The 25,551-nt window shown below is 59.1% G+C and carries 23 protein-coding genes and 3 pseudogenes; 9 read left to right on the forward strand and 17 right to left on the reverse strand.

The window, feature by feature from the left end:
• Positions 1–8 precede the first annotated feature (8 nt).
• From NKJ77_RS29350 to NKJ77_RS29370, 5 genes are all read right to left on the reverse strand, one after another.
• Positions 9–713, reverse strand: coding sequence for a cytochrome c oxidase subunit 3 (locus NKJ77_RS29350; RefSeq protein ID WP_023830623.1), 705 nt, complete (start codon positions 711–713; stop codon positions 9–11).
• Positions 710–2,479, reverse strand: a complete 1,770-nt coding sequence (ctaD, locus tag NKJ77_RS29355) for a cytochrome c oxidase subunit I (RefSeq protein WP_023744787.1) — start codon at positions 2,477–2,479, stop codon at positions 710–712. Before ctaD ends, NKJ77_RS29350 begins: the two co-directional genes overlap by 4 nt.
• Positions 2,480–2,501: 22 nt before the next feature.
• Positions 2,502–3,386 carry a cytochrome c oxidase subunit II gene (locus tag NKJ77_RS29360; protein WP_023667661.1) on the reverse strand — a complete coding sequence of 295 codons (885 nt, stop codon included), beginning with the start codon at positions 3,384–3,386 and terminating at the stop codon, positions 2,502–2,504.
• A 228-nt stretch (positions 3,387–3,614) separates the two neighbouring features.
• Positions 3,615–4,541: a DMT family transporter gene (locus tag NKJ77_RS29365; RefSeq protein WP_023667660.1), complete on the reverse strand. Its 927-nt coding sequence runs from the start codon at positions 4,539–4,541 to the stop codon at positions 3,615–3,617.
• A gap of 132 nt (positions 4,542–4,673) precedes the next feature.
• On the reverse strand, positions 4,674–5,315 hold the full coding sequence (locus tag NKJ77_RS29370) for a glutathione S-transferase family protein (protein WP_031194779.1): 642 nt from the start codon (positions 5,313–5,315) through the stop codon (positions 4,674–4,676).
• 154 nt (positions 5,316–5,469) lie between these two features.
• Between NKJ77_RS29370 and NKJ77_RS29375 the strand changes: the two genes are divergently transcribed.
• On the forward strand, positions 5,470–6,384 hold the full coding sequence (locus tag NKJ77_RS29375; RefSeq protein ID WP_023667658.1) for a LysR family transcriptional regulator: 915 nt from the start codon (positions 5,470–5,472) through the stop codon (positions 6,382–6,384).
• 25 nt (positions 6,385–6,409) lie between these two features.
• Here NKJ77_RS29375 and NKJ77_RS29380 read toward each other — a convergent pair whose 3' ends face one another.
• The 8 genes and pseudogenes from NKJ77_RS29380 to NKJ77_RS29415 all read right to left on the reverse strand — a co-directional run bounded on the left by NKJ77_RS29380 (position 6,410) and on the right by NKJ77_RS29415 (position 12,362).
• Positions 6,410–6,976: an isochorismatase family protein gene (locus NKJ77_RS29380; protein WP_348625623.1), complete on the reverse strand. Its 567-nt coding sequence runs from the start codon at positions 6,974–6,976 to the stop codon at positions 6,410–6,412.
• Between the two features lie 225 nt (positions 6,977–7,201).
• Complete coding sequence (locus tag NKJ77_RS29385) at positions 7,202–7,600, reverse strand: RidA family protein (protein WP_023681625.1); 399 nt, start codon at positions 7,598–7,600, stop codon at positions 7,202–7,204.
• A 197-nt stretch (positions 7,601–7,797) separates the two neighbouring features.
• A pseudogene (locus NKJ77_RS29390) lies at positions 7,798–7,959 on the reverse strand (JAB domain-containing protein); the annotation flags it as partial.
• A 115-nt stretch (positions 7,960–8,074) separates the two neighbouring features.
• On the reverse strand, positions 8,075–8,299 hold the full coding sequence (locus NKJ77_RS29395) for a helix-turn-helix domain-containing protein (RefSeq protein WP_352536182.1): 225 nt from the start codon (positions 8,297–8,299) through the stop codon (positions 8,075–8,077).
• A 632-nt stretch (positions 8,300–8,931) separates the two neighbouring features.
• Entirely contained in the window at positions 8,932–9,390 is a 459-nt protein-coding gene (locus tag NKJ77_RS29400) for a Ros/MucR family transcriptional regulator (protein WP_352536183.1), read from the reverse strand.
• A 538-nt stretch (positions 9,391–9,928) separates the two neighbouring features.
• Positions 9,929–10,264, reverse strand: a complete 336-nt coding sequence (locus NKJ77_RS29405) for a hypothetical protein (protein WP_352536184.1) — start codon at positions 10,262–10,264, stop codon at positions 9,929–9,931.
• A 1,032-nt stretch (positions 10,265–11,296) separates the two neighbouring features.
• Positions 11,297–11,824: a DedA family protein gene (locus NKJ77_RS29410; protein WP_023672568.1), complete on the reverse strand. Its 528-nt coding sequence runs from the start codon at positions 11,822–11,824 to the stop codon at positions 11,297–11,299.
• A gap of 22 nt (positions 11,825–11,846) precedes the next feature.
• A complete protein-coding gene (locus tag NKJ77_RS29415) occupies positions 11,847–12,362 on the reverse strand; it encodes a CorA family divalent cation transporter (protein WP_023807116.1) in 516 nt (171 codons plus the stop codon).
• Between the two features lie 393 nt (positions 12,363–12,755).
• Between NKJ77_RS29415 and NKJ77_RS29420 the strand changes: the two genes are divergently transcribed.
• Positions 12,756–13,280, forward strand: coding sequence for an OmpA family protein (locus NKJ77_RS29420; protein ID WP_023682876.1), 525 nt, complete (start codon positions 12,756–12,758; stop codon positions 13,278–13,280).
• A 213-nt stretch (positions 13,281–13,493) separates the two neighbouring features.
• Here NKJ77_RS29420 and NKJ77_RS29425 read toward each other — a convergent pair whose 3' ends face one another.
• The gene (locus NKJ77_RS29425) at positions 13,494–14,450 is read right to left on the reverse strand and encodes a DUF1402 family protein (RefSeq protein ID WP_352536185.1); all 957 of its coding nucleotides are present in this window, start codon (positions 14,448–14,450) and stop codon (positions 13,494–13,496) included.
• A gap of 489 nt (positions 14,451–14,939) precedes the next feature.
• Here NKJ77_RS29425 and NKJ77_RS29430 point away from each other — a divergent pair, with 489 nt between their 5' ends.
• The 4 genes and pseudogenes from NKJ77_RS29430 to NKJ77_RS29445 all read left to right on the forward strand — a co-directional run.
• Positions 14,940–16,250 carry a hemolysin family protein gene (locus NKJ77_RS29430; protein ID WP_352536186.1) on the forward strand — a complete coding sequence of 437 codons (1,311 nt, stop codon included), beginning with the start codon at positions 14,940–14,942 and terminating at the stop codon, positions 16,248–16,250.
• Between the two features lie 284 nt (positions 16,251–16,534).
• A complete protein-coding gene (locus NKJ77_RS29435; protein WP_023706688.1) occupies positions 16,535–17,542 on the forward strand; it encodes an AI-2E family transporter in 1,008 nt (335 codons plus the stop codon).
• A gap of 384 nt (positions 17,543–17,926) precedes the next feature.
• A pseudogene (gene tnpB / locus NKJ77_RS29440) lies at positions 17,927–18,207 on the forward strand (IS66 family insertion sequence element accessory protein TnpB).
• 136 nt (positions 18,208–18,343) lie between these two features.
• Positions 18,344–18,820, forward strand: a pseudogene (locus NKJ77_RS29445) (transposase domain-containing protein); the annotation flags it as partial.
• A 502-nt stretch (positions 18,821–19,322) separates the two neighbouring features.
• On the opposite strand, the gene tatB reads toward NKJ77_RS29445, so the two are convergent.
• Complete coding sequence (gene tatB / locus NKJ77_RS29450; protein WP_352536187.1) at positions 19,323–19,592, reverse strand: Sec-independent protein translocase protein TatB; 270 nt, start codon at positions 19,590–19,592, stop codon at positions 19,323–19,325.
• Positions 19,593–19,789: 197 nt separating this feature from the next.
• On the opposite strand from tatB, the gene NKJ77_RS29455 reads away from it, so the two are divergent.
• Positions 19,790–20,110, forward strand: a complete 321-nt coding sequence (locus NKJ77_RS29455) for a hypothetical protein (protein WP_352536188.1) — start codon at positions 19,790–19,792, stop codon at positions 20,108–20,110.
• A gap of 287 nt (positions 20,111–20,397) precedes the next feature.
• On the opposite strand, the gene NKJ77_RS29460 is transcribed toward NKJ77_RS29455, so the two are convergent.
• Together NKJ77_RS29460 and NKJ77_RS29465 are read right to left on the reverse strand one after the other, a co-directional pair.
• Positions 20,398–21,522: a DUF2333 family protein gene (locus NKJ77_RS29460; protein WP_352536189.1), complete on the reverse strand. Its 1,125-nt coding sequence runs from the start codon at positions 21,520–21,522 to the stop codon at positions 20,398–20,400.
• A gap of 673 nt (positions 21,523–22,195) precedes the next feature.
• Positions 22,196–23,026, reverse strand: coding sequence for a universal stress protein (locus tag NKJ77_RS29465; protein WP_023682867.1), 831 nt, complete (start codon positions 23,024–23,026; stop codon positions 22,196–22,198).
• Between the two features lie 632 nt (positions 23,027–23,658).
• Here NKJ77_RS29465 and NKJ77_RS29470 point away from each other — a divergent pair.
• Positions 23,659–24,393 carry an IclR family transcriptional regulator gene (locus NKJ77_RS29470; protein WP_023672588.1) on the forward strand — a complete coding sequence of 245 codons (735 nt, stop codon included), beginning with the start codon at positions 23,659–23,661 and terminating at the stop codon, positions 24,391–24,393.
• A 179-nt stretch (positions 24,394–24,572) separates the two neighbouring features.
• Positions 24,573–25,277 (forward strand): tetratricopeptide repeat protein, encoded by a 705-nt coding sequence (locus NKJ77_RS29475; RefSeq protein ID WP_352536190.1) that lies wholly within the window; start codon positions 24,573–24,575, stop codon positions 25,275–25,277.
• Positions 25,278–25,551: the final 274 nt, after the last annotated feature.

The raw sequence follows: 25,551 nt of genomic DNA on the forward strand, positions 1-25,551 counted from the left end.
TCGACCTCCTAGGTCAGCAACTGCCGGCAAATATCGATGAACGTCGCGGCCCAGCCGGCTAAAAGAGCGAAGATGGCGAGCCAGACGAAAAGCAGGAAATGCCAGTACATGGCGCATAATTCGACGCTGAGGCGAAGCCGTTCCGGCCGTGCCCCGTTCCAGGCGCCGGCGGTTGTCCTGCCCAGGCCCACCAGCCCTCCCACTATATGCAGGCCGTGCATCCCGGTTATCAGGTAGAAAAAACTGTTGGCCGGATTGGAGGCCAGAAAATAGCCATCGGCGGTCAGGTCCCGCCATGCCATGAGCTGCCCGATGAGGAAGGCGATCGCGGTGAGCCCAGCCGCGGCAAGGCCGAGCCTGACCGTGTCCATCCGGCGCTTGCGCGCCGCGATCGAGGCGCATTGCAGCGCAACGCTGCTCAGCACCAGCATGCCGGTGTTGAGCCAGAGCAGGCGTGGGATGGGCAGCGGCTGCCAGTCCGACAGCGCCATACGCATGAAGTAGGCGCTGGTGAACAGCGCAAACAGGCAGCCGACGACGGCGAGGAAGACACCGAGGCCGATCTTGGCGGTGGGCAGGCTCGATCGGTCGAAGGCGACAAAATCTCCTGCCACACCTTGCTCGAGCCATGGTTTCGCCATCAGCCGCTGATGCGAGAGCCACCAGCCGGCAAAACCGGCGATCACGAGCAGGAAGACCAGGGTGACGCTCATGCCGGCTCCCTGGAGGGGCCGAACGTGCCCGGCATGTTTTGCGGAATGAAGTCCTCCTTCGCGCCCGGCACGCTGTAGTCATAGGCCCATCGATAGACGATCGGCAGATCCTTGCCGAAATTGCCATGCGCCGGTGGCGTCTGCGGTGTTTGCCATTCGAGTGTCGTGGCTCGCCATGGATTGCCACCGGCCTCGCGCCCATGGCGGATGCTCCAGATAAGATTGAACAGGAACACGATCTGGGCGAAGCCGACGATGAACGCCATGATGCTGATGAACGAGTTGAGGTGATGCGCCGACTCCGTCATGACCGTCACGTCGGTCAGTTCGGCATAGCGCCGCGGCACGCCCATCAGGCCGATGTAATGCATGGGAAAGAAGATCAGGTAGGCGCCGAGGAAAGTGACCCAGAAATGGAACCGGCCGAGCGTCTCGTTCAGCATCCGGCCGGTGACCTTCGGGTACCAGTGGTAGATCGCGCCGAAGATGACGACGATCGGAGCAACACCCATGACCATATGGAAGTGAGCGACGACGAACATCGTGTCCGACAGCGGGACGTCGACGACGACGTTGCCGAGAAACAGCCCGGTCAACCCGCCATTGACGAAGGTGACGATGAAAGCCATGGCAAACAGCATCGGTATGGTGAGATGGATGTCGCCCCGCCACAGCGTCAGCACCCAATTGTAGACCTTGATCGCCGTCGGGATGGCGATGATCAGTGTCGTGGTGGCGAAGAAGAAGCCGAAATAGGGGTGCATGCCGCTGACATACATGTGGTGCGCCCAGACCACGAAGCTCAGCGCGCCGATGCCAACGATGGCCCAGACCATCATCCGGTAGCCAAAAATGTTCTTGCGCGCATGCGTGCTGATCAGATCGGAGACGATGCCGAAGGCCGGCAGCGCCACGATGTAGACTTCCGGGTGGCCGAAGAACCAGAACAGATGCTGGAACAGGATCGGGCTGCCGCCATTGTGCTGTAGCTGTTCCCCCATCTCGACAACCGCGGGCATGAAGAAGGAGGTTCCAAGCGCGCGGTCAAGCAGCATCATCACGCAGGCGACGAACAGCGCCGGAAAGGCGAGCAGCGCCATGACGGTGGCGGTGAAGATGCCCCAGACGGTCAGCGGCAGGCGCATCATCGTCATGCCGCGCGTGCGGGCCTGCAGCACCGTCACGACATAGTTCAGACCGCCCATGGTGAAGCCGATGATGAACAGGATCAGCGAAACGAGCATCAGGATGATGCCCAATTCCTGGCCGCCAGGTGTGCCGGTCATGATGGCTTGCGGCGGATAGAGCGTCCACCCGGCGCCGGTCGGTCCGCCGGGCGCAAAGAAGCTCGACACCAGCACCAGCACGGCAAGGAGGTAGATCCAGTAGCTCAGCATGTTGACATAGGGAAAGACCATGTCGCGGGCGCCGACCATCAGCGGGATCAGGTAGTTGCCGAAGCCGCCGAGGAAGAGTGCCGTGAGCAGGTAGATCACCATGATCATGCCGTGCATGGTGATGAACTGGTAGTAGGCCTCGGGGGTGATGAAATCGAACGTGCCGGGGAAGCCGAGCTGCAGCCGCATCAGCCAGGACAGCACCAGCGCGACCAGGCCGATGGCCGTTGCGGTCGCCGAATACTGGATGGCGATGACCTTGGCGTCCTGCGAGAAGACATACTTCGTCCACCAGCTGTGCGGATGGTAAAGCTCCATTTCCGCGACTTCGGCGGGCGGGACGGCATCTGCAGGCGTGATATCGACCATAGGCGGAGCACCTCCGTGCCCTTCAGCGGGACCCGACAGTTTCGAGTTTTGCCGCAACTTCTAGAGCTGACGCCGTCGCGTTGCCCGGCGCCTGTTCCACCGAGCCCGTCTGCTGCGGCGCCGACAACTGCGCGAACGTCTGCTGCTGGTCGAGCCAGGCCACATAGTCCTGCTCGGTATCGACCATGACGATGCCATGCATCATCGGGTGCCCCTGGCCGCACAGTTCGGCGCACAGAACCTGGAAGGTCCCGGTCTTGGTGGGGGTGAACCAGAAATAGGTGACCGAGCCCGGTATCATGTCCATCTTGGCGCGGAATTCCGGAACGTAGAAATCGTGCAACACATCGATCGAGCGCAGCAGCATCTTGACCGGCTTGCCGACCGGCAGATGCAGGTCGGCCGCTTCGACCACGACGTCGTCCTGGCCGCTGGGATCCTTGGCGATCACGCCCAGCGGATTTTCAGCGGTGACGTCGCGGGTGTCGGATGTGCCGAGTTTGCCGTCCTTGCCGGGCAAGCGGAAGCTCCACTGCCATTGCTGGCCGACGACTTCGACCACGGTTGCGTCGCTTGGAACGTTGACGAACCGGCTCCAGACAAACAGGCCGGGAACCAGCATGGCGGTAACACCCACTCCGGTGACGATCGTCAGCCACCATTCGAGCCGCTTGTTCTCCGGTTCGTAGGCCGCCTGGTTGCCTTCGCGGTGACGGAAGCGGAAAACGCAATAGGCCATGAATAGGACGACTGCGGCGAAGACGACGCCGGTAATCCAAAAGGTGATGATGATGGTGTTGTCGATATAGTCCCAATTCGAGGCAATCGGAGTCCACCACCATGGGCTCAGGAAGTGGAACAACACCGAGCCCACGACGATCAAAACGAGTACAACCACTATGGGCATGTCCCGTTCCTCCAGGTATTTCAGGGGGCGCGAAGCCGTCCCGGGAAAATACCAAGTGCATCATGCGTGATTTGCGATCGAAATTCTAGAGCCGGTTGTGGAAGGAGCGAAAAATTGCTTCTGCGGCGCCCGGACCTTGCTTCGTTGGTGACGCCGGAGCGACACCTGACCCCCCAAATCAGGGAGGGCAGGGGCTGGTTTGATTCGGCTTGCCTTGTTCCAGCGGGATCAAAGCGCCTTGATGATGATGCAGCCGGCCAAAAGCAGCACGACGCCGGCGAGCCGCATGCCGGAGACAAGCCGCTGCGGCAGGCGGAACCAGCCGAAGGTGTCGACGAAGATGCCGGCGACCTGCTGGCCGGCCACCGTCAGGCTGACGGCAGCTGCCGCTCCGATGACGGGGATGGCGGTGAACACGGTCGTGACATAGGTGGCGCCGGCAAAACCTCCGAGCCAGCCCCACCAGGGCATCGACGACAAGCCGGCGAGGCGAGGGCGGGGCGTCTTCGTCAGGGCAAGCGCGATCAGAAGCACCGCGGCCATGGCCAGCATCGCCACCAGGAACGAGATGGTGCCGACCGCAAACGGCGCGCCGCCAAGGTCGTGCCGAAGCAAGGCGTTTACAGCGCCTTGCACCGGAAGCACGGCGCCTGCCAGCAGCGCCAGTCCGATCCACCCTGGTCTTGAGGATGCGGTATTGTCGGCCGCGCCCTTCTGTCCCAGAACGATGAGGGCAGCCCCGGCAAGCAAGACGAGCATGCCGAAGGCAGGCCCGGCTCGCAGTCCGGCTTCGGGGATCCCGAGCCAGCCGAACGTGTCGAGGGCGAAGGATGCAAGCATCTGCCCAGCGATGAAGAGCCCGACGGACACGACGGCGCCAAGGCGAGGGAACAGAAGAATGGTCGAAACAACGTAGAAGGCCGAAGCCATGCCGCCGATCGCATGCCACCATTCGGCTTGCCGAACGGCAAGCAGAGCCGGTGTCGTTCCGGTGAGGGCCGTGATCGACAACAGCACGATGGCGCCGACCGCGAGCTGAAGCGTGGTCGCGGCAAAGGGTGAGCCGACCGCCTTTGAAAGTTGGGCATTGGCGCCGGCTTGCACCGCAAGCAGGCCACCGGCGACAAGCGCCAGAGGGACGAAGAGGATTTCCACGATCGTATTCCTTGAATGCGGGGTGCGGCGGCTAGGGCATGATCCCAAAAAGTGGGTGCCGGTTTTTGGAAAAGATCATGCTCCAACAAAGGGTTAGGTCATGATGAGATTTCAACCAAATCTCATCATGATCTAAGCGGCAGCCGATGCTTCGGGCAGGGCGGGAACGGCAATGCCTCTGACAACTGCGGAGCGTCGGCCTATGGCGGCATACCAACGCGCCAGGTCTGGCGCGTCATCGAGGCTGAGGCCGAGCCTGGTGACGGCCGCGTTGATCCATGGCCATGTCATCACATCGGCGATGCCGTAGCTTTTGCCGACAATGTGCTCATGGTGCTTTAGCCGGCTATCGAGAACTCGGAAGACACGTCCGGTTTCGCGCTCAAAACGCTCGATCACGTAAGGGATTTTTTCCGGCGCGAAAATTTTGTAATTCCACAATTGGCCAAGCGTCGGGCCGACATGGGCCGCCTGGAACAAGGTCCAGGTCAGCGTATCGTCCGCTTCCTGCGCGCCCACCGGCTGAAGCTTGCCCGACCGTCGCGCCAGGTAGTGTAGGATGGCGCCGGATTCGAAGACCGTGCGGCCGGCGTCCCGGTCGACGATCACCGGGATCTTGTTGTTGGGATTGAGCGCCAGGAAATCAGGCTTGGTCTGGTCGCCCCTTTCGATGTCGACCAAGCGGACCGAGTAGGGCAGGCCGACCTCTTCCAGCATGATCGAGGCCTTGTGCCCGTTGGGTGTCTGACAGGTGTAGAGTTCTATCGGCGTCATGGCTCTTCTCCGCGACTTTTGTCGTCGGACTCCATATGGCGTGCGTGCATGCGCAGATCGACATGCCGATTCGCCCGCTTGCTCTGCGTTTTTGCACAGCGAAGCGTCATTTTGACTCGCAGAGCGCAGCGCTTTCTTTTATCTTTCTGCAAGAATGCACAGCTCACGCGATATCGACTGGGAAGATCTGCGCATGGTGCTGGCCGTCGCCGATGGCGCTTCGCTGGCGGCGGCGGCTCGGATCCTGGGCGTGAACCACACGACTGTGCTGCGGCGCGTCAACGCCTTCGAGGCGCGGCTGGGTATCCGCCTTTTCGATCGGCTGCCGACTGGCTATGCCCTCACCGCGGGCGGCGAGGAACTGCTGGGCGCGGCACGCACAATGGCCGAGACGGTCAATGAACTGGCGCGCAAACTGTCGGGGCAGGATCTCAGGTTCGAAGGCAGGTTGCGGGTCACCACCACCGATACGCTGATGGCATCGGTGCTGCCGCCGATCCTGGCGGCGTTTCATAAGCTCCATCCCGGCATACGGGTCGAGGCGATGACGCAGAATTCCATCGCCAACCTGACGCAAAGGGATGCAGACGTGGCGATCAGGCCGGTATCGCAACCGCAGGAAATCCTGGTCGGCCGGCGCATTTCGGGCGTCGCCTTCGCCGCCTACGCGACACGTTCCTATGCCGAAACGCTACCCCCGGAGCCGAGACTGGGTGCGCTGCGCTGGATCGCGCCCGACGACAGCCTGGCCAACACCGGCGTCGCCCGCTGGATGCGGTCGTCGCTGCCCGATGTCGAGATCGCCATGCGCGCCGATTCCCTGGTGACGATGTCGCATGCGGCGGGCGCCGGAATCGGGGTTGCGGCGCTGCCCTGTTATCTCGGCGACAGCCTGCCCGGGCTTGTAAGGGTCGGAGGGCTGATCGAGGAGATCGGCTCGGCGCTGTGGGTGCTGGTGCACGACGATTTGCGCCGCACGGCGCGCGTCCACGCCTTCACCAAATTCGTCTCCGGCGAATTGCAGCAGCGGCGCGACCTTCTTGAGGGCAGGCTCGGCGCCGGAGCTTGAGACGCACGCCAGCTGACGCTGGGGCTCAACTCCGCAACAGGTTCCCAAGCTCGGCAACCGTCATCACGCGCCCGAACACCTTGCCTATGATGTCGAGGGTTGCATTGTGCGATGCCTCGTCCAGTCCGCCATTGGCGTCGCTGATGAAAGCCACCTTGTAGTCGCGCATGAAGGCGCTCCGCGCGGTGGATTCGCAGCAGATGCTGGTCACGGTGCCGATGATGATCACCGTGTCGACCCGGCCTGCGCCACGGATGTTGCGCAACACGGTCTCGAGCTGCGTGTTGTGGAAGGCATCGTAGCGGTGCTTCTTGATGACGACATCCCCAGGCAAGGGCGCAAGCGCGGCGACGATTTCGGCGCCGGCGCTGCCTTCCCGCATGCCTTTGGTTTTCAGCTTCGGCTGATAGCCGGTTTCCAGCGGCGAGATATCGAAATGGTCGCTGAGCACATGCTGGGTGTAGATAACCGGGACGCCTTGCGCGCGGCAAAGCTCGACCACCTGCCGCATCGCCGGAATGCGATGGCGGGCCATGGCCACTTCCATGACGGCGCCCTCATCGACAAAGTCGCTTTGCATGTCGATGACCAGGAGGGCTGCGCGTTGCTTGTCGAACGGCCATGGTTCGTCGCCGGGCTGGGCATTGCGTGTTTCCTGTTTCCGACGTTGATCAGGTGAGCAGCAGGCTCTTCATCGAGACATCGCAATTCCTGCCGATGACGATGTGATCGTGGATGGATGGAGAGATCAAGGTCGTGGCAATCTCGCAGCGAGCTCCGGGATTGGTTTGGGCGACTTGACGCGTCCTCGCTTGGCCTACGGGTCGATGACCGCGATCGCATCGATCTCTATCAGGTAGCCGGGAGACATCACCGCTATCCCGACCACCACGTTTGCTGGCTTGTGATCGCCGAACAGCTCGATCTGGGCCGCTTCGATGATCGGCACGTGTTCGTCGCGTTTGTAATCGACGATGTAGATCGTGATCTTGCAGACTTGCTCGGGCCGAGCGCCGGCGGCAGCAAGCGCTCGGCCGAGATTCCCGAACGCCAGGCGCGCCTGGACTGCGAAATCACCATGGCCAACGAGCTTGCCGTGTATGTCTTCTGGCTGCTGGCCCGAGACGAACACCAGCTTGCTTCCTGTCGCAACGACGACCTGGGAGTACATTTCCGGAATCGGCAGATCATTTGGATTTATGCATTCGAGCGTCATTGAATAGATCTCCTGCAATGGCTGACGGGAACTGGCTGCTTCGTATTCGCGAGTCTACGACATTGTCGCCGAAGCGGGCGCTTCCGTCGCAATATCACTTCTACACCGCAAGCGTGGGCGTTTGAGCCAAGCCGGAATGTTGCTGATTGGCTCGCGAGCGGTGGCGTTTGGGATGACGGCACCGGCGCCCATCAGGCTCAGATCAGCAGCAGGCCCTTCATCGAGGCGTTGCCTTTCTTGCCGATGATGATGTGGTCGTGGACGGCGATGCCGAGCGGCTTGGCGCTGTCGATGATCTGCTTGGTCATTTCGATGTCCGCACGCGATGGTGTCGGATCACCTGATGGGTGATTATGCAACTTCCTCTCGCTGTAAGCTATCTTGTTGGAAGATATTGTAAAAATCCCTATATCCAAGAACGTGAGGGCCGGCTTCTGGGAGCGGTATTGGATGCTCCTCCGTGACAAACCACGCTCACTCGCCGCCGTTCATGCTGAATCGCTTTGACGCACGGCACGCCACTGTATTCTTTTGATCCCACGTCTCCAGTTCCTCAACTGGGTACAACACGGCTTTGCCAAGCTTGACGTACGCCGGTCCAATCCTCTTGGCTCGCCAATTTCGCAGCGTTCCAAGAGAGATGGTGCCGCGATAGCGTTCCGAGACTTCCTCAACTGTCAAAAACTTCCTGTTGTCCATCAAGCTCTCCAAATGTCCGACGTCGGGAACATGGGAGCAGGCTCAAGCACGCTCCCAAACCCTTGGTCATGCAGTTGCGCGGCCATGAGTAGGTGTGTGCATCGGAAATAAAAGCCGCTCAGTGAGGGAGTAGAAGCAGGGGATATGTCTGGATAGAAATCGGATCAACTGCCAACAAAGTATGCAAGGTCGGTCGACCCGGGCCAACCGGAAAATGAGGAGTGCGATCTCCGGTACCATCGCTTCGACCCGTTAGTGATTGGGTTGACGTCGGAAACGAATTGGATGAGGCGACGCTTGTCGGCAAGTTTGAGCCAGCCAAGAAGGCTGAGCGGGGCGAGCGCAAGAAACGCGAGCCGAACTACTCTCGAAATCTGATCCCATGTCGCAAATAGGAGTGACGGGATAGTCAGAGGATGAACGGTCGGTGACCACGGCACGAGTTGGAAGCCGAGGCCGTCGTCGATCATCGCGAAGCGGCCCGATGACAGTATCAGTTGCCGCCCCGCTAGGAAAAAAGGCCGGCGCCCTCGCTGGGAGGTTGCCCGAATGGCGCCGGCCAGACGGTCCTTTTCAGGTCCGCCGCTCTCCAGACATAGCTGAGTCTTTCCGTTGCGTCAGATGGTGCCGGACTACGCTTTGGCTTTCCGCTTGGCAGGTGCCTTCTTGGCTGGTGCGACGGGTTCAGCCTTGCGGCCAAGCCCGATGGACTTCGCCAATTGCGAGCGCTGAGCGGCGTAGTTCGGAGCTGTCATAGGGTAGTCGTGCGGCAAGTTCCATTTGGCGCGATAGGCGTCCGGTGTCAGGCCGAAGTCCGTGCTAAGATGCCGCTTCAGTGATTTGAACTTTTTGCCGTCTTCGAGGCAGATAATGAAGTCCGGCGTCACCGACTTCTTCGGGTTGACCGCGGGAGTTTGCGGCTCAGCGACCGGTGGGATGGGCGTGCCAAGTCCGGACAGCGAAGCATGAACCGATGCTATCACGTCCGGCAAGCCAGAAACCGGCAATGGATTGTTGCTGACATATGCTGAGACAATGTCGGCCGTTAACTCAGCCAGTTCGGCAGAGCGGGTATCGGATTCGTTGGTCATTGGTGGTCCTTTTGCCTGATTTATCCCCTCTCTATTGGCTGATGATCAACGACGCAACCGTCGTCCCAAGCCTGATCTATCGAACTGCAGCGGAGCCAACGCAAAATTCGCAAGGTCTTTGGGACAACCCTTTGATGTTATTTCCGAAGTAGTTGCTACCGTAGAACGAAAGACGCTCGTCGAGCGAAGTTGCCTGCCCAGCATCCGGTTTGGCTGGGGTTCCTGGAAGCTTTTCGAACTTTCTGGGTCACGCCTCAGCCCGAATTGCTGGCACTTGTGAAGGACGTCGGGGCGCATGTATTTGCTCTGGGGCAGGCTTGATCGACGTATGTCGGATTTCGTCCCGGGGATGAACTGGCCCCGCTTCATCGCCCCTTCGAGACTCTTTGGGAGAGCCGTCAGGGTGAAACTTCCGAGCTGCGAGACTTGGACGCCGGCATGTTAGCCAAGCGTCGCCGCTCTAAGCCTGGGCAACGTCTGCCCCCGCGGCGCCTTGGCATCCCGCGCCAGAGTCTTCGTCGCTACAGCCACTCGATCTTCAGGATCTGGTGCAGTTCAAGCCGTTCAGCGATGAGGTGCCGGTGGCGCCATGGATGCGGTCGAAGAACCCCACGCCGGTTATGCGCGCGGCTGTCGGCTTCGCCTTCGCCTCAAAGGTCGGCATCTCCAAGGCTTGGTCCAGAGGCGTGGGGAACGAGACTAGCAGCCTCTCCATGTCCGCGCCGCTGCATCCCCAAACACGTTGGCCGGCCGCCGGTTGGCCATGTCGCGCGACGTTACCGACTTGGGCGGCAATGAAGATTGTTCCGGCGATGCCTGTTGGGCGCAGCACCGATTTTCCGTCGCTAAAGCGGTTCAATGGGCAGGTTGACATTCTCGTTTCGGGCTCCTTCCGGATAGACAATCTCGGCTGATCTCAGCCACTTATCCATTCTAGTGATGTAGTGGGTGATGCTCTCGCTCGATTTCAACGCCTGAATAACGACAAGAAGCTCAAGATATACCATGTTAAGTTTTGCTTTCCTTGGTTTTCAATTGTGATCGACATGTGAGGCCACGCTCTGTCGATTGCTTTTTCGCTCAAGTGTTTCCGATGATCCGAAACATGCGCGGCCTTCTTATCCGCGACGTATTTAATGACCTCCCTCCGCCGCACCGGTGTTCCATGTACCGCGATCGCGAGACCTTTCAGATATTCCGAGAGGGAGACGTCGGCGTCGTCCCGAAATCGCCAAGGGGTCCCAGTCAAAGGAGGTTGCCCCTTTAGCGAGAACACAGCAGCGATATTCGGGAGCCGATCCCCGGCCCAACGGTAGTTACCGCACGTCAAAAGCACGGCGGGGTGAATAGGGTCGAAATCCAGCATCCGCGCGAGAACTCTCAGGCCCGAACTCGGGATCAAGAGGCGTCCCGCGTTGAACAAGTCTCTCTCCGATAGCAACGCCGCAGAATGGTACTGCGACCGCGGATTTCAGCGGGCAGTTCCGCCACATTTGTGGTCATCTCCCTGGTCACGAACCGAAAATCCTCCACAGTTATCCGGGCAAGATCAAACTCCGTTTCAGAGAGAAGGCGATCCGGCGATTTTAACCGAAAGTGCGGCTTGACCAAATATGAGAACAGTAGCGCTTTGGCTGGCTTGTCCATTAGCAATCCTCAAGGACCAAGCATGCAGCATACACGTCTCTGGTCGGGCTTATGGGTCGAAAAGTTCGGCGAAATCGCCATTTTCTAGCGACGGTTGTCGAGGTTCGGCCATGTGGGTGCCACCCGGCCCTCCGGCGGGTGGCCAGGGGCAATCGCTAAGGCCGACACTGTGCACTGATCGGGGCGAGCGGCTTACCGCGCCTTCAAGGGTAACTGCTTGGAAGGCGGATCGACAAGCTGCTCGCCCGGCGTGAGTCGCCTACATCCAAGCCTGCAGCCATTTGAGGCCGAACGCACCGGGCGCGAGTATCCCTGTCGCCCAGAGGATCGCCGAGGAGACGTTGGCGATCTGGAATGTCAGGACGCGCATTTCGCAGATACCTGCAACCAGCGGAACGGATGCCCGCAACGGACCGGAGAAGCGGCCGATAAACACCCCAAGCCCACCCCAGCGTTCGAAGAATCTATGGCCACGCGGAAGCAGATCTGGGTAACGCTTCAGCGGCCAATAGTGCGAAACCCGGTCTCCCAGCCGCGTGCCAACCCAGAAAGACAGCCAATCGCCAAGTGCCGCGCCGACGATAGCGGCGAGCCACAACGGCCAGAACGCGATCCCACTTTCGCCGATCAGAAAACCGATGCCAACGAGGATCACGGTCGCGGGAAGTAAGAGCGAGATGAAGGCCAGCGATTCGCCGAAGGCCAGCATGGTCACGAGCGGAATGCCCCATGCCTCATGCGCCCGCATAAAAGCGATGGTCGCTTGCGTGATCTCGTCGAGCCTCATTCGTTGGTTTCCTGCTTCACCCCTACCAAGGCGACAAATCCCGATATTTAGAACCAACCCCGCCACTTGAACCAACCAACGGAATGATAGCGCTGAAAGCGATCATGGCCAGTCCATAGGGGTAGCCGAAGGCCCAGTCGTATTCGGGCATGGTCTTGAAGTTCATGCCGTAGATGCCCGCGATTAGGGTCGGCGGAATGCCAACGATCGAGACGATGGTGAGGATTTTGAAGATGTCGTTCTGGGAGATGCCGATCAGCCCGACCATGGCATCGAGCAGGAACTGCACCTTATCGGAGAGATGGACCTCATAATCGTCCAGCGAAGCCACGTCTTGCTTCAGGCCGTTCATTCGCGACGCTACCTTCTCGTCACCCCAGTCCCCGGCCATCGCGGACGCGAAATCGATGGCGCGCCCCAGGGCAAGCAAGGCATCGCGCTTTTCCGAGAGATAGTCACCCAGCCGGCCGACATGGCGCAACTGGGCGCGAATAACCTTGTTTGAGCGGATCGCCTTACGGCCCTGGCTGTCCGGCACATGGAAGGCGGCGGCAGAAAGGGTGCGCAGGTCCGTCGACTTCGTCGCCCGGCGAGGCGCGCGGCACCGTCGAGACCTGCAGCGGCTCCAGCGTCTCGCTGCCTTGGCGCCTGATCTCGAATTCGAGGCTGGCGTCCTCCGACGGAAGCGGTCGCGAGCTGTGAAAGCCCAGCAGCACTAGGAAAACGTGGCGCCGGCTGGTCTCTCGCATCCTTGACCGCGCCGGCAGCGGAGTGGCAGCAGTCACAAAGACCCTGATTGTCACCCTGAAACAGCTGAATGAGTAACTTATCTCGGCTTGTCGCAACCATAGTGTGGTTGACCCGGCACGCGCTCCGGATTTATTTTGGGAATTATCCGATCGTGACGTCGATTTCCATGCTGGAGGCCGCTATGCGGATAGGCACTTCTTTCTTGGTGCTGGCGACTGTGCTGGCGTCTTCAAATTCGTTTGCCGACCCTGTCCAAACGTCAGAAGACATCGTCAAGTTTTTCGGCAATGCGACTGATCTGGGCCCGTCGCGTGGAATATGCATCGGCACTGAAGACGAATGCAAGAGCAAAGCGGACGCGTCAGTGCCAACCGGCCTCGACATGTTGATCAATTTCAGCCTCGATTCTGCTGAGTTGCAGCCGGAGGCGCGAACAAAACTCGGCGAATTTGCCAAGGCGCTGAAAGACAACCGTCTAAGGGCGCATAACTTCATCGTCGAAGGCCACACCGACGCCTCGGGCTCGGCTATCTACAATCAAGGACTTTCGGAACGACGGGCGCAATCAGTGACGGCATTCCTCCTATCGAACGGAATCGAACCGTCACGCATCAGGGCAATTGGCGAGGGCAAAAGCCATCCGAGAGTCGCCGATCCCTACGACCCGGTCAACCGGCGGGTCGAGATGCGGATAAACTTGCCATAGTCATATTGGACTGCCGGGGGGGTTCGTCGCGTTGACATTCTCGCGGGACGTTCTGAGTTCAATGGTGCTCGAATGGCACTTAGGCCAACTCTAGAAAATGCCGCCTTCCGAATTTCGCCACCAATGTCGGGCTCTGCTCCGTCTGCGCGGCGCCTGACCTGCGGGTGATGGTCTGCCAACGCGCTTAACCGCGCGGCGGCCAGCGTTGATTGCTCACCCTTGACCGTCAAGAAGGGCTCGCAATTCATCGAGTTTGGTGTTTACGAACCAGCCGTAGTAATTCTCCACCGGCAGCTTTCGTCCGGATCCCTTTGCCGCAGCTTCGCGAAGTTCGGCTGCGCGACGTTGCGGCTGGCCGACATTGTAGAGCGTTGCTGTAATGCCCGGATTCCCGGAAATATCGAACCCCTCCTCGGCATACGCGTCGATCGCCTCCCGCAGGATGGCGGTCGTGTAGATCACGCTGCGCTTCGGATCCATGATGTCGCGGTAGATTGCCTGCGGCCGATCGGGTGAGAGCATTTCAAAGCCGCTCACCCGATTGACCAGGTCGGTCACTTCCAGCGCCGCCAGAGGGCTGATCTGGCCAAGCCCGAACGTCTGGCCGGCGAAGAACGGTTGAAAGAACGCCCTTTGAAAGGTCACGTTCTCATAGGCGACATTGCCGACAGTTTTTCCGAGGAACTGTGTGTTCCAGACGTCGGTTCGGCAGCTCCACAGTGCCGAACTCCCTTTGGCAGGGGTGCAGCCGGAAAATTCCGGGCGATTGACAAACGACTGCAGCGAAATGCCTTTGTAGCGGAATTCGAAATCCGCGTTGGCGTATGCCAGGGCCTTGACGTAGTAGGTTTGCGCCGCATCAACGCTGCTGACGTTGTAGGTATGTTCGCCGACAAGCGCGCCGACAACGTGGATCGGATCGATACCATAGGCAGCGGCCGTATCCTTGATCTGTTGCACGAGCTTTTTATCGTTACTCAGCAACGCCAGAATCTTGTGGTACTTGGCGTCGTAAGTTGTCTTGAAGGCGCGCGTCCTATTCGCTGACGCTGCGGGAATCGGCGGCTGCTGCTCGAACCGGTTTCCGGGAGGAACGACGGTGAGGCCCTTCGCGAGGGCTTCGAGGCCCAATCCGTTGGCAAACACCAGGACAAGGGCGGTCAGCGCCATGAGCGCGTGCCTAGTATTTTTCATGTGTCGCCCCCCGATGAGCAGGGGATACACCCACGCTCGCCGCCCGTTCCCGTATGAACCAATCAAGCTCGATCAGCGTGGCACGCCGGTTGTCAACGCATGACCGCGATCGCCGGGCATGATCGCGCCCTGGGTGTGACGTATCGGTCACTATGCTGGTGCTGACGCCAGCAAATCGTTCGCGGGACCGGCATCTCGGCCAACCTGTTGCCTTGCGAATCTTCGAACACGAGTCTCGCGTTGATCGAGCGTACCGCCCTTGGAAGGTTGCTTTTCACCCTAAACGTTATGATCGGTCCCGTCCGTCCAGGCTTAGCGCACCAAGTTCAGTAGTACGAGCTTGTCCGACCTTCCGCTCAAGCAGTCGCATTGGTGTATCTGCCGTCGGTCCTTGCTACGGATCGCTGCAACATAGTGGTCGAATGCACCTTTTCGTTCCCGCTTCGCAGATGCTAAACGTTCGCTATGCTTTACATTGAACTCGCGACCGTCGTCGTCCTGATCTGCATCAACGGCCTGCTTGCAATGTCGGAACTAGCCGTTGTCTCGGCGCGACCGGCTAGGCTCAAAGGTATGGCCGAACGAGGCCTGAAGGGTGCCAATCGTGCGCTGGCGCTTGGTGCCGATCCCGGAAAATTCCTATCGTCTGTCCAAATAGGGATTACATTGGTGGGCGTGCTTTCCGGGGCCTTCTCAGGCGCTACGCTGGGCGAGCGCCTGTCATTTGTCTTGGCCGCTAGCGGCGTGCCCGGCAACATTGCAGACGCCTTGGGTGTCGGTATCGTAGTGGCAGTCATCACCTATGCCTCTCTGATCGTGGGAGAACTTGTTCCCAAGCAGATTGCACTTCGCAATCCGGAGGGCATAGCAATGCGTGTAGCTCCGGCGATGGCCATCGTTGCGAAAATTGGCGCACCGCTGGTGTTCTTACTGGATTTCTCCGGTCGTGGTTTGCTGTGGCTCTTAGGTCAGAAAGGCGAGTCCCAGGAAAAAGTCACCGATGAGGAGATCAAAATGTTGGTTGCCGAAGCCGAGCATCACGGGACCATCGAGGCAGACGAACGCCGGATGATCGCGGGCGTCATGCGTCTGGGAGACCGGGCGGTGCGCGCCGTTATGACACCACGCACCGATGTGGACTGGATCGACATTACCTGGGAAGAAACGAGAGTGCGCAAGGCGATCATCGAGACGGAGCATTCTCTGCTGCCGATTGCCGAAGGTACGGTCGATGCAATGATCGGCGTCGTGCAGATCCGCAAGGTACTGGCGGGCATGCTCAATGGGCAGAAGGTCGATCTCAGGCCTCACCTGCAGAATGCGCCGATCGTGCACGACCAGGCGGACGCGCTTGATGTGCTGACAACACTGAAAGGAGCACAGGTGCCTGTGGCCCTGGTCCACGACGAGTACGGTCATTTCGAGGGCATTGTGACGCCGGCCGACATCCTTGAGGCGATCACAGGCGTGTTCCGTGCCGATCTGGAAGCCGAGGAAGAAACGGCCGCCGTGCAGCGCGAGGATGGGTCATGGCTGCTTGCCGGGTATATGCCCGTTGACGAGATGTGTGATCACCTTGCCATCGAGCTCCCAGAAAATCGCGATTATGAAACAGTTGCCGGTTTCATCCTGTCGCACATGCACCATTTGCCGGCGACAGGCGAAACGGTCGAAGCGGACGGCTGGCGGTTTGAAGTCGTCGATCTTGACGGCAGACGCATCGACAAGGTCATGGCCAGCAAATTACCCAGCGGACGCCGGCTCGCTCGGCATTAAATCAATGATCGCGCAGGATGGCCGCATGTCTCTTGCTGCCGTTCGCGACGATTGATTCACGCCTTGTCGGCAGAAGACGAGCGGTTCGAAGGCGCACATGCCAATTCGACCATGGACCGTGCCGCACGGATCAAAATATGAACGACAACCATCTAGCTGCAAACCGGCAAGAAATGTAGGCGGCTAGCCTCACACACGTATTGGGTGCGTGTTCGCTTGCGCATCACCGGGTATCAAAGCTAATGGAAACCCGGAGAGGACTTGGCTGCTTCAGCAGGTGAAAAGTGCTGCCTTTCTCACGGTTCTATGTCGCGTCGTGCCTGCTCGCAATTATAGCGCTGGTCGCCGTTCTCGAGCTCGGCCTACTTCCGGCACTGCTTTCGGGCCTTCTCGTGTTCAACCTCGTTCATTTCGCCGCACCGATGCTCCATCGAATCGGCGTCTCCAACAGCCTGACGAAAAGCCTTGCGTTGACCTTGGTGGCATTGATTTTCACGCTCCTGATAGCCGCCGCTATCTTTAGCGGCGTGTCGCAATTGACTGGCGGTTCGGAGAACGTCGTGACGCTCCTCAAGAAGATGGCCGAGATCATCGATACCGCGCGTGTCCATCTCCCGACCTGGGCGATGGCCTATTTTCCGTCGAATATCGAGGAACTGGAAGTCTTCGCGGCCCGGTGGCTCCGCGAACATGCCGGCCAGCTTCAACTCGTCGGGCGAGATGTCGGCGTCCTGGTGGTCCACATTATCGTCGGCATGGTGATCGGCGGCTTGATCGCGGTGAACTCGGCGGCGCCATCGGGCGAGCCTGGCCCACTGGCGATCGCGTTGGCGGATCGTGTCAAAATTCTGAGCAAGGCTTTTCGCAACATCGTGTTCTCGCAAATTCGGATTTCGGCGTTGAATACATTTCTAACGGCGATCTATCTCGTCGCTGTTTTGCCGTCCTTCGGAATCGATCTGCCATTCATCAGGACGATGATAGCGCTGACTTTCGTCGCCGGCCTTCTGCCGGTCATCGGCAATCTGATCTCCAACACCGTGATCGTCGTTGTCAGCCTCAGCATCTCCTTCCTTGCAGCGCTCGGCTCGCTTACCTTTCTCATCGTCATTCACAAGCTCGAATACTTCGTGAACGCCAAGATTATTGGAACGCGGATCAACGCGCGTGCCTGGGAGCTTCTTCTGGCGATGGTTTTCATGGAGGCCTGGTTCGGTATGCCGGGTCTTGTCGCCGCGCCGATCTATTATGCCTATCTGAAGGCTGAACTCACGATGCGCGGGCTAATCTAGGATTGGAGCAATGCCCGATCGAACGAAATCGGGTCGCGTCGATGGTTAACAGGCCAGCTAGCATCAGGCTCATTGATTAAGACGGAAGGCGACGGCGGCTGCGATGCAGATTGCCGAGAAGACGGTGTGTGCGTAGCGGTCAAATTGGGCGCGATGCGCCGCTAGTCCTTCAGCTTGGCGAACATGTTCTCGATGTTGTGACGTTGGCGGCATAGGGTGTTGTCGTCGTCGATCGGCTTGTTTCCGCTTTTGACCGGTGGGGTGCATTTTGAGTATCCATCCGGCGTGTCGCGCCTTGTTCGGGTGATGAACGAGTGGTCTTAAGCGTGCTCTTATGAGCGCACTTAGGAGCAGTTGATGGGTCACACCGATATGAGGAAGGGCATGCAGGGCCTGGCTTTGCTGGTGCAGCAGCACCTGAAGCGCGATCCCCACGGTGGTGATCTCTACGTTTTCCGCGGACGCGCCGGATCGCTGGTAAAGACATCTGGCATGACGGGATCGGTATGTCGCTTTATGCCAAGCGGCTCGAGAAGGGCCGCTTCATTTGGCCCCAGGTGAAGGACGGTGCAGTGTCGCTGACGAGCGCTCAGCTGGCGTGTTTGCTCGACGGGATTGACTGGCGCAACCCGCAGTACAGCTGGCGTCCGGTGAGCGCGGGATAGGACACGGATTTCCTCAGCCAAAGCGGCATTTTTTCGGTTGCACCGAGAGACAGTGTGCTGATTCATTTCGGTCATGGAAGCCGCCATTTAGCCCCTGCCGGACGATGTCGAAGCGCTTAAGGCCCTGGTTGTTTCGATGGGCGCCGAACTTGCCGCCGCGAGGGCTAAGGCGTCGGCCAGGGAAGCTCTGATCGGGCACCTCAAGCTGCAGATCGCCAAGCTCAGGCGCGAGCAGTATGGCCCCAGCGCCGAGCGCAGCCGCCGGCTCCTGGACCAACTTGAATTGCAACTCGAGGAACTCGAGGCCACAGCCAGCGAAGTTGACCTTGCCGCCGAAGCGGCGGCGACCAGGACGACCAGTGTCACCGCCTTCGAGCTTCGAGCGCAAACGGCCAGTGAAGAAGCCGTTTCCCGAGCATCTGACACGTGAGCGCATCGTCATCCCCCGCGCCATGTTCGTGTCCGACTTGCGGCGGGACGCGGCTTTCGAAGCTCGGCGAGGACGTGACCGAGACACTGGAGGTGATCCCGCGTCAGTGGAAGGTCATCCAGACGGTGCGCGAGAAGTTCTCGTGCCGGAACTGTGACGATCACCCAGCCGCGTGCGCCGTTCCCTTCGTTCTTGAAGGAACAGATTGATGTGCTCATCCCAATCAAGGGGCGCTGTCCCGTGCTCTTGAACGAACTTTCCAAACTCCTTGCGCAGGTCGGCAAGGTCCAAATCCCAAAGATGCTCACTGTTATCGGGGTTCATCGCGTTCACCAATTCCCATTCTCTCGGAAGTAAGTTGGCTTCGCGGTTGAGCCTTCAAGGTGGCAATGCGAGATAATTTGCTCGATTGCTAATATGCCCTTATCTTAGACAGCGCGGGGGGCCTCATATCTTCCCGCAGGGGCCGGTGCGGTTAAGCCCCACAAGCAAGCCCAACTGCACCGGCCATTCCCCTACGGCTGGGTAGCGGCCTTATCGGAATAGAGAAACCCGCCGCTGAGGGGGGACCATGGCGGCGGGTTCTGCACCTTGAATAGAGCGGCCATATTCCTGAGAAAGCCGCTGCACGACATAAACCCGCAGATGCGGCTCTTGTTCCAGACATTTTTTAAGCACCGGCCTGTCAGGCATATAATCCTATGGCCTTATCAGCGCTTTGCGATACACTTTCCGTTGAATTCTTTAGCACCAAGCGGGTTTCCTGCAGGTCGAGTTCCTTCTCGGCTTGTCGTACGGCGTCGTCAAACTGCTTTCGAAAATCACCAGCGATCCGATTGAATGTCTTCATCATTGCCCCCGCCGATCGCATTACTTTTGGAAGCTCCTCTGGTCCGAAAACAACGAGCGCCACCACAAAGATGACCACCAGGTGGGTCATGCCAAGTCCGAACATCGGTAAGTCCTCTCGCGCACATCGCCGGCAGTGACAATCTCTCCGCGGTTTTGCGTCGACCTATCGGGTAGCGGTTCGATCGACACCGCCGAGCCTGCCATCAGACCGCCTCGCGTGGGCCATTCCAGTATGCGCCGCGCGATTGTCGTCCATACTTCGCGCCATGTGGCACCACCCGTCAACCCGAATATCAAGCCATGCTCACAGCAAGCGGACACCACGCCGGAGCGGATGGCACACGGCCCAGAATCTTTGAAGCGGGCGCCTACTCCTTTTCTGACGAACTCGGCGGATTACGGGTCATTTCAGTCTCGGGAGCAGGAACGAGGGGCGCCCCCATCGTGGTCACCGGGGAACTTGAATCGGTTGATCCCGTAGCCCTGACCATAGGGACCATCCGGCCGGTTCAACCCTTCGGGCACTTTGGCAACTACGCCGCGGGTTTCATTCCCCTCAAGATCGTCGCCCTCAACAACAGTCGTCACGCCTGGGTCGAATTCGAGCTGGAGTTGCATTAGATTCTCAACAGCCGAGCGATTTCGGCGACGGGCTTTGGTTCGACAAGGCACGCCGCGGGACGGGTCCAATTTTGTCAAGCAGTTTAGCCGGACCTCACGACCGCCTCCTGTTCCGCAAAGGCAAGGTCGATCCGTGTAGCGATGGTGCGGACTTGGTCAGGCCTGCGAGCACAACCAGTTTCCCGGATGAAGGCCATTACTCGTCAAGACACCCACCCAGGAGGCGTGCTGAAAATTCGGTTCTGGGCGAATTTCACCGTTCACAAAACTGGGTCGGTGGCAGCGAGTTACTGCGCAATAACGTTGCTAATCTCGATCATGTTTGAGCGCACGCGCAACATGTAGAAGCCAATTGTCGTTAGGTGATTCGGCAGCAGCCAGCCGTCCTCGCGGCCGTTGGCGATGATTAAGGGCCGGATGCGCAGGGCCGAGACGAACTGCGCATCCATGGTGTCCCACAGGTTCTGCAGGTGCTTTTCCTTGATCACGTCCTCGAAATCGGCCTGGGCGCCCTTCATCAGCCCGTAATAGGCATAGAGCTGACCATAGGAGAACCAGAAGCGGTCGTCGGCGCGGAAGTCGAACCAGCCATTGTTGTGGTTCTCGGCGCGTTCCTTGAGGATCGCCGAGGTTGAGCCGATGTCGGAGGAGATGCGGTCGATATACTGTTTCAGATTGTCGGCGCGGGCATCGAACGTCGCCTGGCAGGTGGCCAGCCGAGCATTGAAGGAGCGCAATTTGCGAACCGCGCCGCGATAATAGCTCGGCGTCGGCGTCTTGGGTCCGAACGGGTTGAGGCCGAAATACCAGGTTTCCTCATCGAACTGCAGATTGCCGCGCGCATCCTGTAGGTCGGTGTCGATCTGCGATGTGGTGCGCACGCGGCCGAGATTGTCGGCAAGCTCGGTGGAGGTGCGCCGCACCGCCTGGTTGATGCCCCGCTGGAACGAGGCCTTGTTGTCCATGAACGGCGTGTGGTCCCAGTCGATGCCGAACAGGCCGAGTTTGTAGAGGATCATCGACGAGATCCAGGCATTCTGGTTGACGTTGAAATCGGTGAGGTCGGCCGCGACCTGGGCGATACCTGAATTGCCGCAGGTCTTGGCGGTTTCGGTGCCAGCGCCGGCCGCGACCTGTTCGCCGGCGGAAATGTTGCGGTTCTCGAAGGTGTATTTGTCGACGTAGTTGGGATCGAACTTGTTCCACCACTGGGTGGCGTAGAAGAAATTGGCGTAGAGGCCGATCAGAACCAGAAGCGCGAGGCCGACCACAGCCTTCAGGATCCAGCCGCGCTGTGTGTACCAGCGCCCGGCCCACAGGAACGGCCAAAGGATCACGCCGGTGGCGAGGCCGATGCCGCGGCCGATCCACTGGAAGATGCGGGTGAAGAAATTCACGATCGGATCAAGCATGGCTCTCGTTCACCCCTTCAGCATGATGCCAAAAAGTTGCAGACTTTTTGGATAACATCATGCGCCAAAACAATAGGTTAGAACGAAATGACGGCTCATTTCGTTCTAGTCAGTCAAGCCGTAAAGGCGCGTGCGAAACGCCACCTTGTCCTTCAAATATGTGGTTTGCCGGTTTTCAAACCGCATGGTTATCGGCACACACCATACCTCGCCTAGCCATTCGCACACGACAGGCAATTTCGGCGCTTTTTATGAGCGCGCCTTCGTGCCAGTTTACTTCGTTCTGATATCGATAGACGTTCGCCAAATGCAAGCAGTGTGCCTCTGCGAGATGCCCGTCTTGACGTTTGAGACTGCCAACATCATCTAGTGTTCGCTCAGCCCCAGACTTCTGGCTCTGTGCGAGTTCGGCCTCAAGTGGTTGCAGGCGCGGACGTGATGGGCACCAAAGGCGGACCGTCATTGTCGGCCTCTGGCAGGGGCAGGCATCAATCGTAGGTGCCGCGAACGGCTATGCTCCCGGTTCAGGTCGAGTTCGATATCGAAGGCAAAACAATCGGCAACTCACGAGCAATCCGGCAGTTTCGTCTTGGGCTAGTTTAGAACCTGATACAGTGCGCCGCTGGCACAATCGTAGTAGCCAACCCGCCGCCGACAACTCTCGGGCAGATTTCTAGTGCGACAAAAGGACAGGCAGGCGCAGATCGCCAAGAACGCTTTTGGTTGCTCCACCCACGACAAAATCTCTCATCCGGGAATGGCCGTATGCACCCATAACAAGCAGATCGGCGCCCATGCTGACAGCGCGCGCCTGAAGCGTAACGCCAATGGGGCGATCTTCGAGGTCGATTGAGATCCCCTCAGCGGGAAAGCCACGCTTTCTCAGGCTCAGGGCGAGGCGTTCGCCAATATCGCGCAGCGACTTTTCGTCTGTCACTGTCAGTACCGTTATCTTTGAGGCACATTGCAGAAACGCGTGCGCATCGGCAACGGCCCGGGCCGCAACGCGGCTACCATCCCAAGCGATGATGACATGATCGATCGCACCAACGTTTGCGTCTTCCGGCAGAATTATGGTTGGGCGACCCGAACCAAACAGGACCGCATTAACGGTCATGCGCGCAGTCTGGTTATTTGGCTCCAACCCAATCAAAGCAAAATCGAAATAGCGTGACTGAGTTGCCGCAACATCGCCGATAGATGCTGGCTGAACAGCAATCTCCTCGGTTGTGAGGAGCGATCCGACGCGTGCCGCTTCAGCTTTCAATGCCTCCAGCAAATCGAGCCCATGCTTGCGGCTGGTCGCTTCTGTCTCCCGGATCATTTCGGGAAGATCGATCAAGTATCGCGAAACCGGATTGGAAATACCCGGAATATCGACATTGATCGTCAATGCATGAAGTGCGGCACCAACGTGCTTGACCACCGCGATTGCGTTTGATGCGATTTTGGTGGAATTCGCTTCCGGATACGTCGCCAGAGGAAGTAAGGCAATTTTGCTCATCAGACCTCACCCCGTTATTTCGACCGCCGCCGACCATTGGCCCAATGCGTGTCACACTCAAGCCAGCCATTTCAGCCTACAAAAACTCAGACGACCGAGGGTTGTTACTGCCTATCCAAGGCGATCTTGCGCCGCGCCGATTCCGTCCTGAACGACTGTGGCTATAATGGCAGGCATCCAGGAACAGAGATGGCAAATGACGATTGGCCTGCTTGTTGCCATGAGCGCAGTGCCGCTCGCAAGCATTGTTTGAACAGTAGCGGTAGCCGATGATGTGGCCGCAACCCAGCGGTTCACGATCCGCGCCGGGGAAACCACGTTCCGCGACCATCCTGCTAAATCAGGATACCGGCCAACTTGGATGCTGGGAGGCTGCGACACAACTTGGAGCACCCGACGCGCCAGTATTGTGTCCCCCACATCATGTCCGACAGGACGCGACATTTGAAGATGCGGTAGGTCCTCTTTTTCCACGATCGTGTAGGATTTTCAGTTACCGACAGGATAATATGCTGAATGATGAAATGGCACTTTGCTTTTCGCGAGCGAGGTACTCCAAAGCTGAGCACGTGGGGACGTGATCAGGACCCGACATTCGCAACTGAGCTTTGGCGTTCAAAGGAACCAAACGCGTGAACCATCAGGCGGTGGAGCAAGCTGACACAAGAGCGGGAGGGGTTGAAGCTGTCGATCGCGCGCTTTCGATCCTCGGGTGCTTCACAGAGCATGACGAGGGTTTAAGCCTGGCTGAGATATCTTCTAGAACGGGCCTATACAAAAGCACGATCCTTCGGTTAACGGAATCCCTTGTCCGCAGTGGCTACATTGTTCGCATGGCGGACAAGCGCTTTGCTGTCGGCCCTACGCCGATGATATTGGCCTCATTCTACCGTCGTCGTTTTAAGATAGAGGCATTCGTTCGGCCTCTCCTTTTGAGCCTTGTCGAACAGGCGGGTGAAAGCGCATCGTTTTTTCGAAAGGAGGGAAATGACGGAATTTGCCTATTTCGCGCAGACTGTCGTCATTTGATCCGTGATCAAATCCGAGAGGGTGATGTGCTTTCGCTTGACGGTCACGCAGCTGGCCAAGTGCTTGCACGGTTCAGTACCGCTAAGCCTAGGACGCGAACAGCTCTTATGGCGAAGATTCCGTTTATATCGCTCGGGAAGGGAGATTCCGAAACAGCTGCGATGGCCGTACCGGTTTTTTCAGGCAGCGAGGGCTTGATCGGAGCGCTGGCTGTTTCTGGGCCGCTGACCAGATTTACGCCGGAAAAGTTGGTCAGCATCAGACCGCTTTTGCTGGGTTTTGGCGAACGTCTATCGATATCCCTTGCGAGCAAACAATATGCACAAGCGCGCTCATAGAATGGTCGTGACCAGCACGTGTCTGCTTAAGGGAAGGGGAGTAGCAGTTGGGGCGGATTGGTGGCAAGCGAGGCTCCAAGTCGGTTACTCTCTGCTCTGTGGCAAGTGGTCCCGCCAAACATGACTGGAATCGACATCGGCCCCTTGCGGACATGACTGCCAGTGAGCGTCCAAGCATAATGCGCACCAATCAAAACGATAGTGACGATCTGATCCGCCGCGCTTTGGCCGCGTTCAATTCCGGCAATCATCGCCAAGCGATCGATGTGTGCGAATTGGGCCTGAAGCAGCACCCAGGCGACCCGGCGCTTTGCCATCTTCTGGCGGCTGTATTGTTCGCCAAGGCAGATCTGCCGGAGGCTCGTGCGCACATCGAAGCAAGCCTTGCCACTCGACCCGACAATGCGCCCGCCTTGATACTGGCATGCCGGATTGCCCGGGCCGAAGGCAGGTTTGAAGCGGCGTTTCAGTTCCTGGACCGCGCGGCAAGACTGTCATCTCAGGCGGAAATGCTCGTCGAACGGGCACGCACCTTCGATCAAGCAGGCGATGCCCCTGCGGCGAGCGCGTCCTGGACACTTGTCTTGCAACGGGATCCGAAATCCGGGGAGGCAGCGGCGCGCCTCGGGCGCCTTGCATGGCAGCGCCGAGCGGCTGTCGAGGCGGAAGGTCTGCTCGAACGCGCAGTCGCTGGCGGCGGGCATCCGTCGGCCTGGTTCGACCTCGGGCTGGTACGTCAGGACATGCGCAAGTTCGGCAGCGCTGCACAGGCCTATCGACGCGTGCTTGAGATGAGCCCGGCGCCCCGGAAGCGGCTGTCAATCTGGGTGTCGTCCTGCAGGAAACCGGCGACCTCGACGAGGCCATGGCAGCGTATTCATTAGCCTATGGTCTCAGCTCATCCACCTTCAGCGTCATCGCCATGGCGCTGACGTCGGCGCCAAGGGGCCGGCTGTGGCTTGATGAGAAAGCGCTGCGTCGCTCACTCGCTGGCGGAGCGTCCCCGCCTGGCGCGAAACCGCTTGCGGTAGACGCCGGGCGTTGACAGGACATCGGCGACCGTCTGCGCATAGGATGCCTGTCGCTTTTCGTCGAACACTTCGTATTCGAGCTGCGGCGCGGCCCGCGTAACCGCAAAGCACTGCGCGACTGGAGTTC

Origin of the sequence: Mesorhizobium sp. M0052, assembly GCF_040323255.1 — a bacterium.
GTDB lineage: Bacteria > Pseudomonadota > Alphaproteobacteria > Rhizobiales > Rhizobiaceae > Mesorhizobium.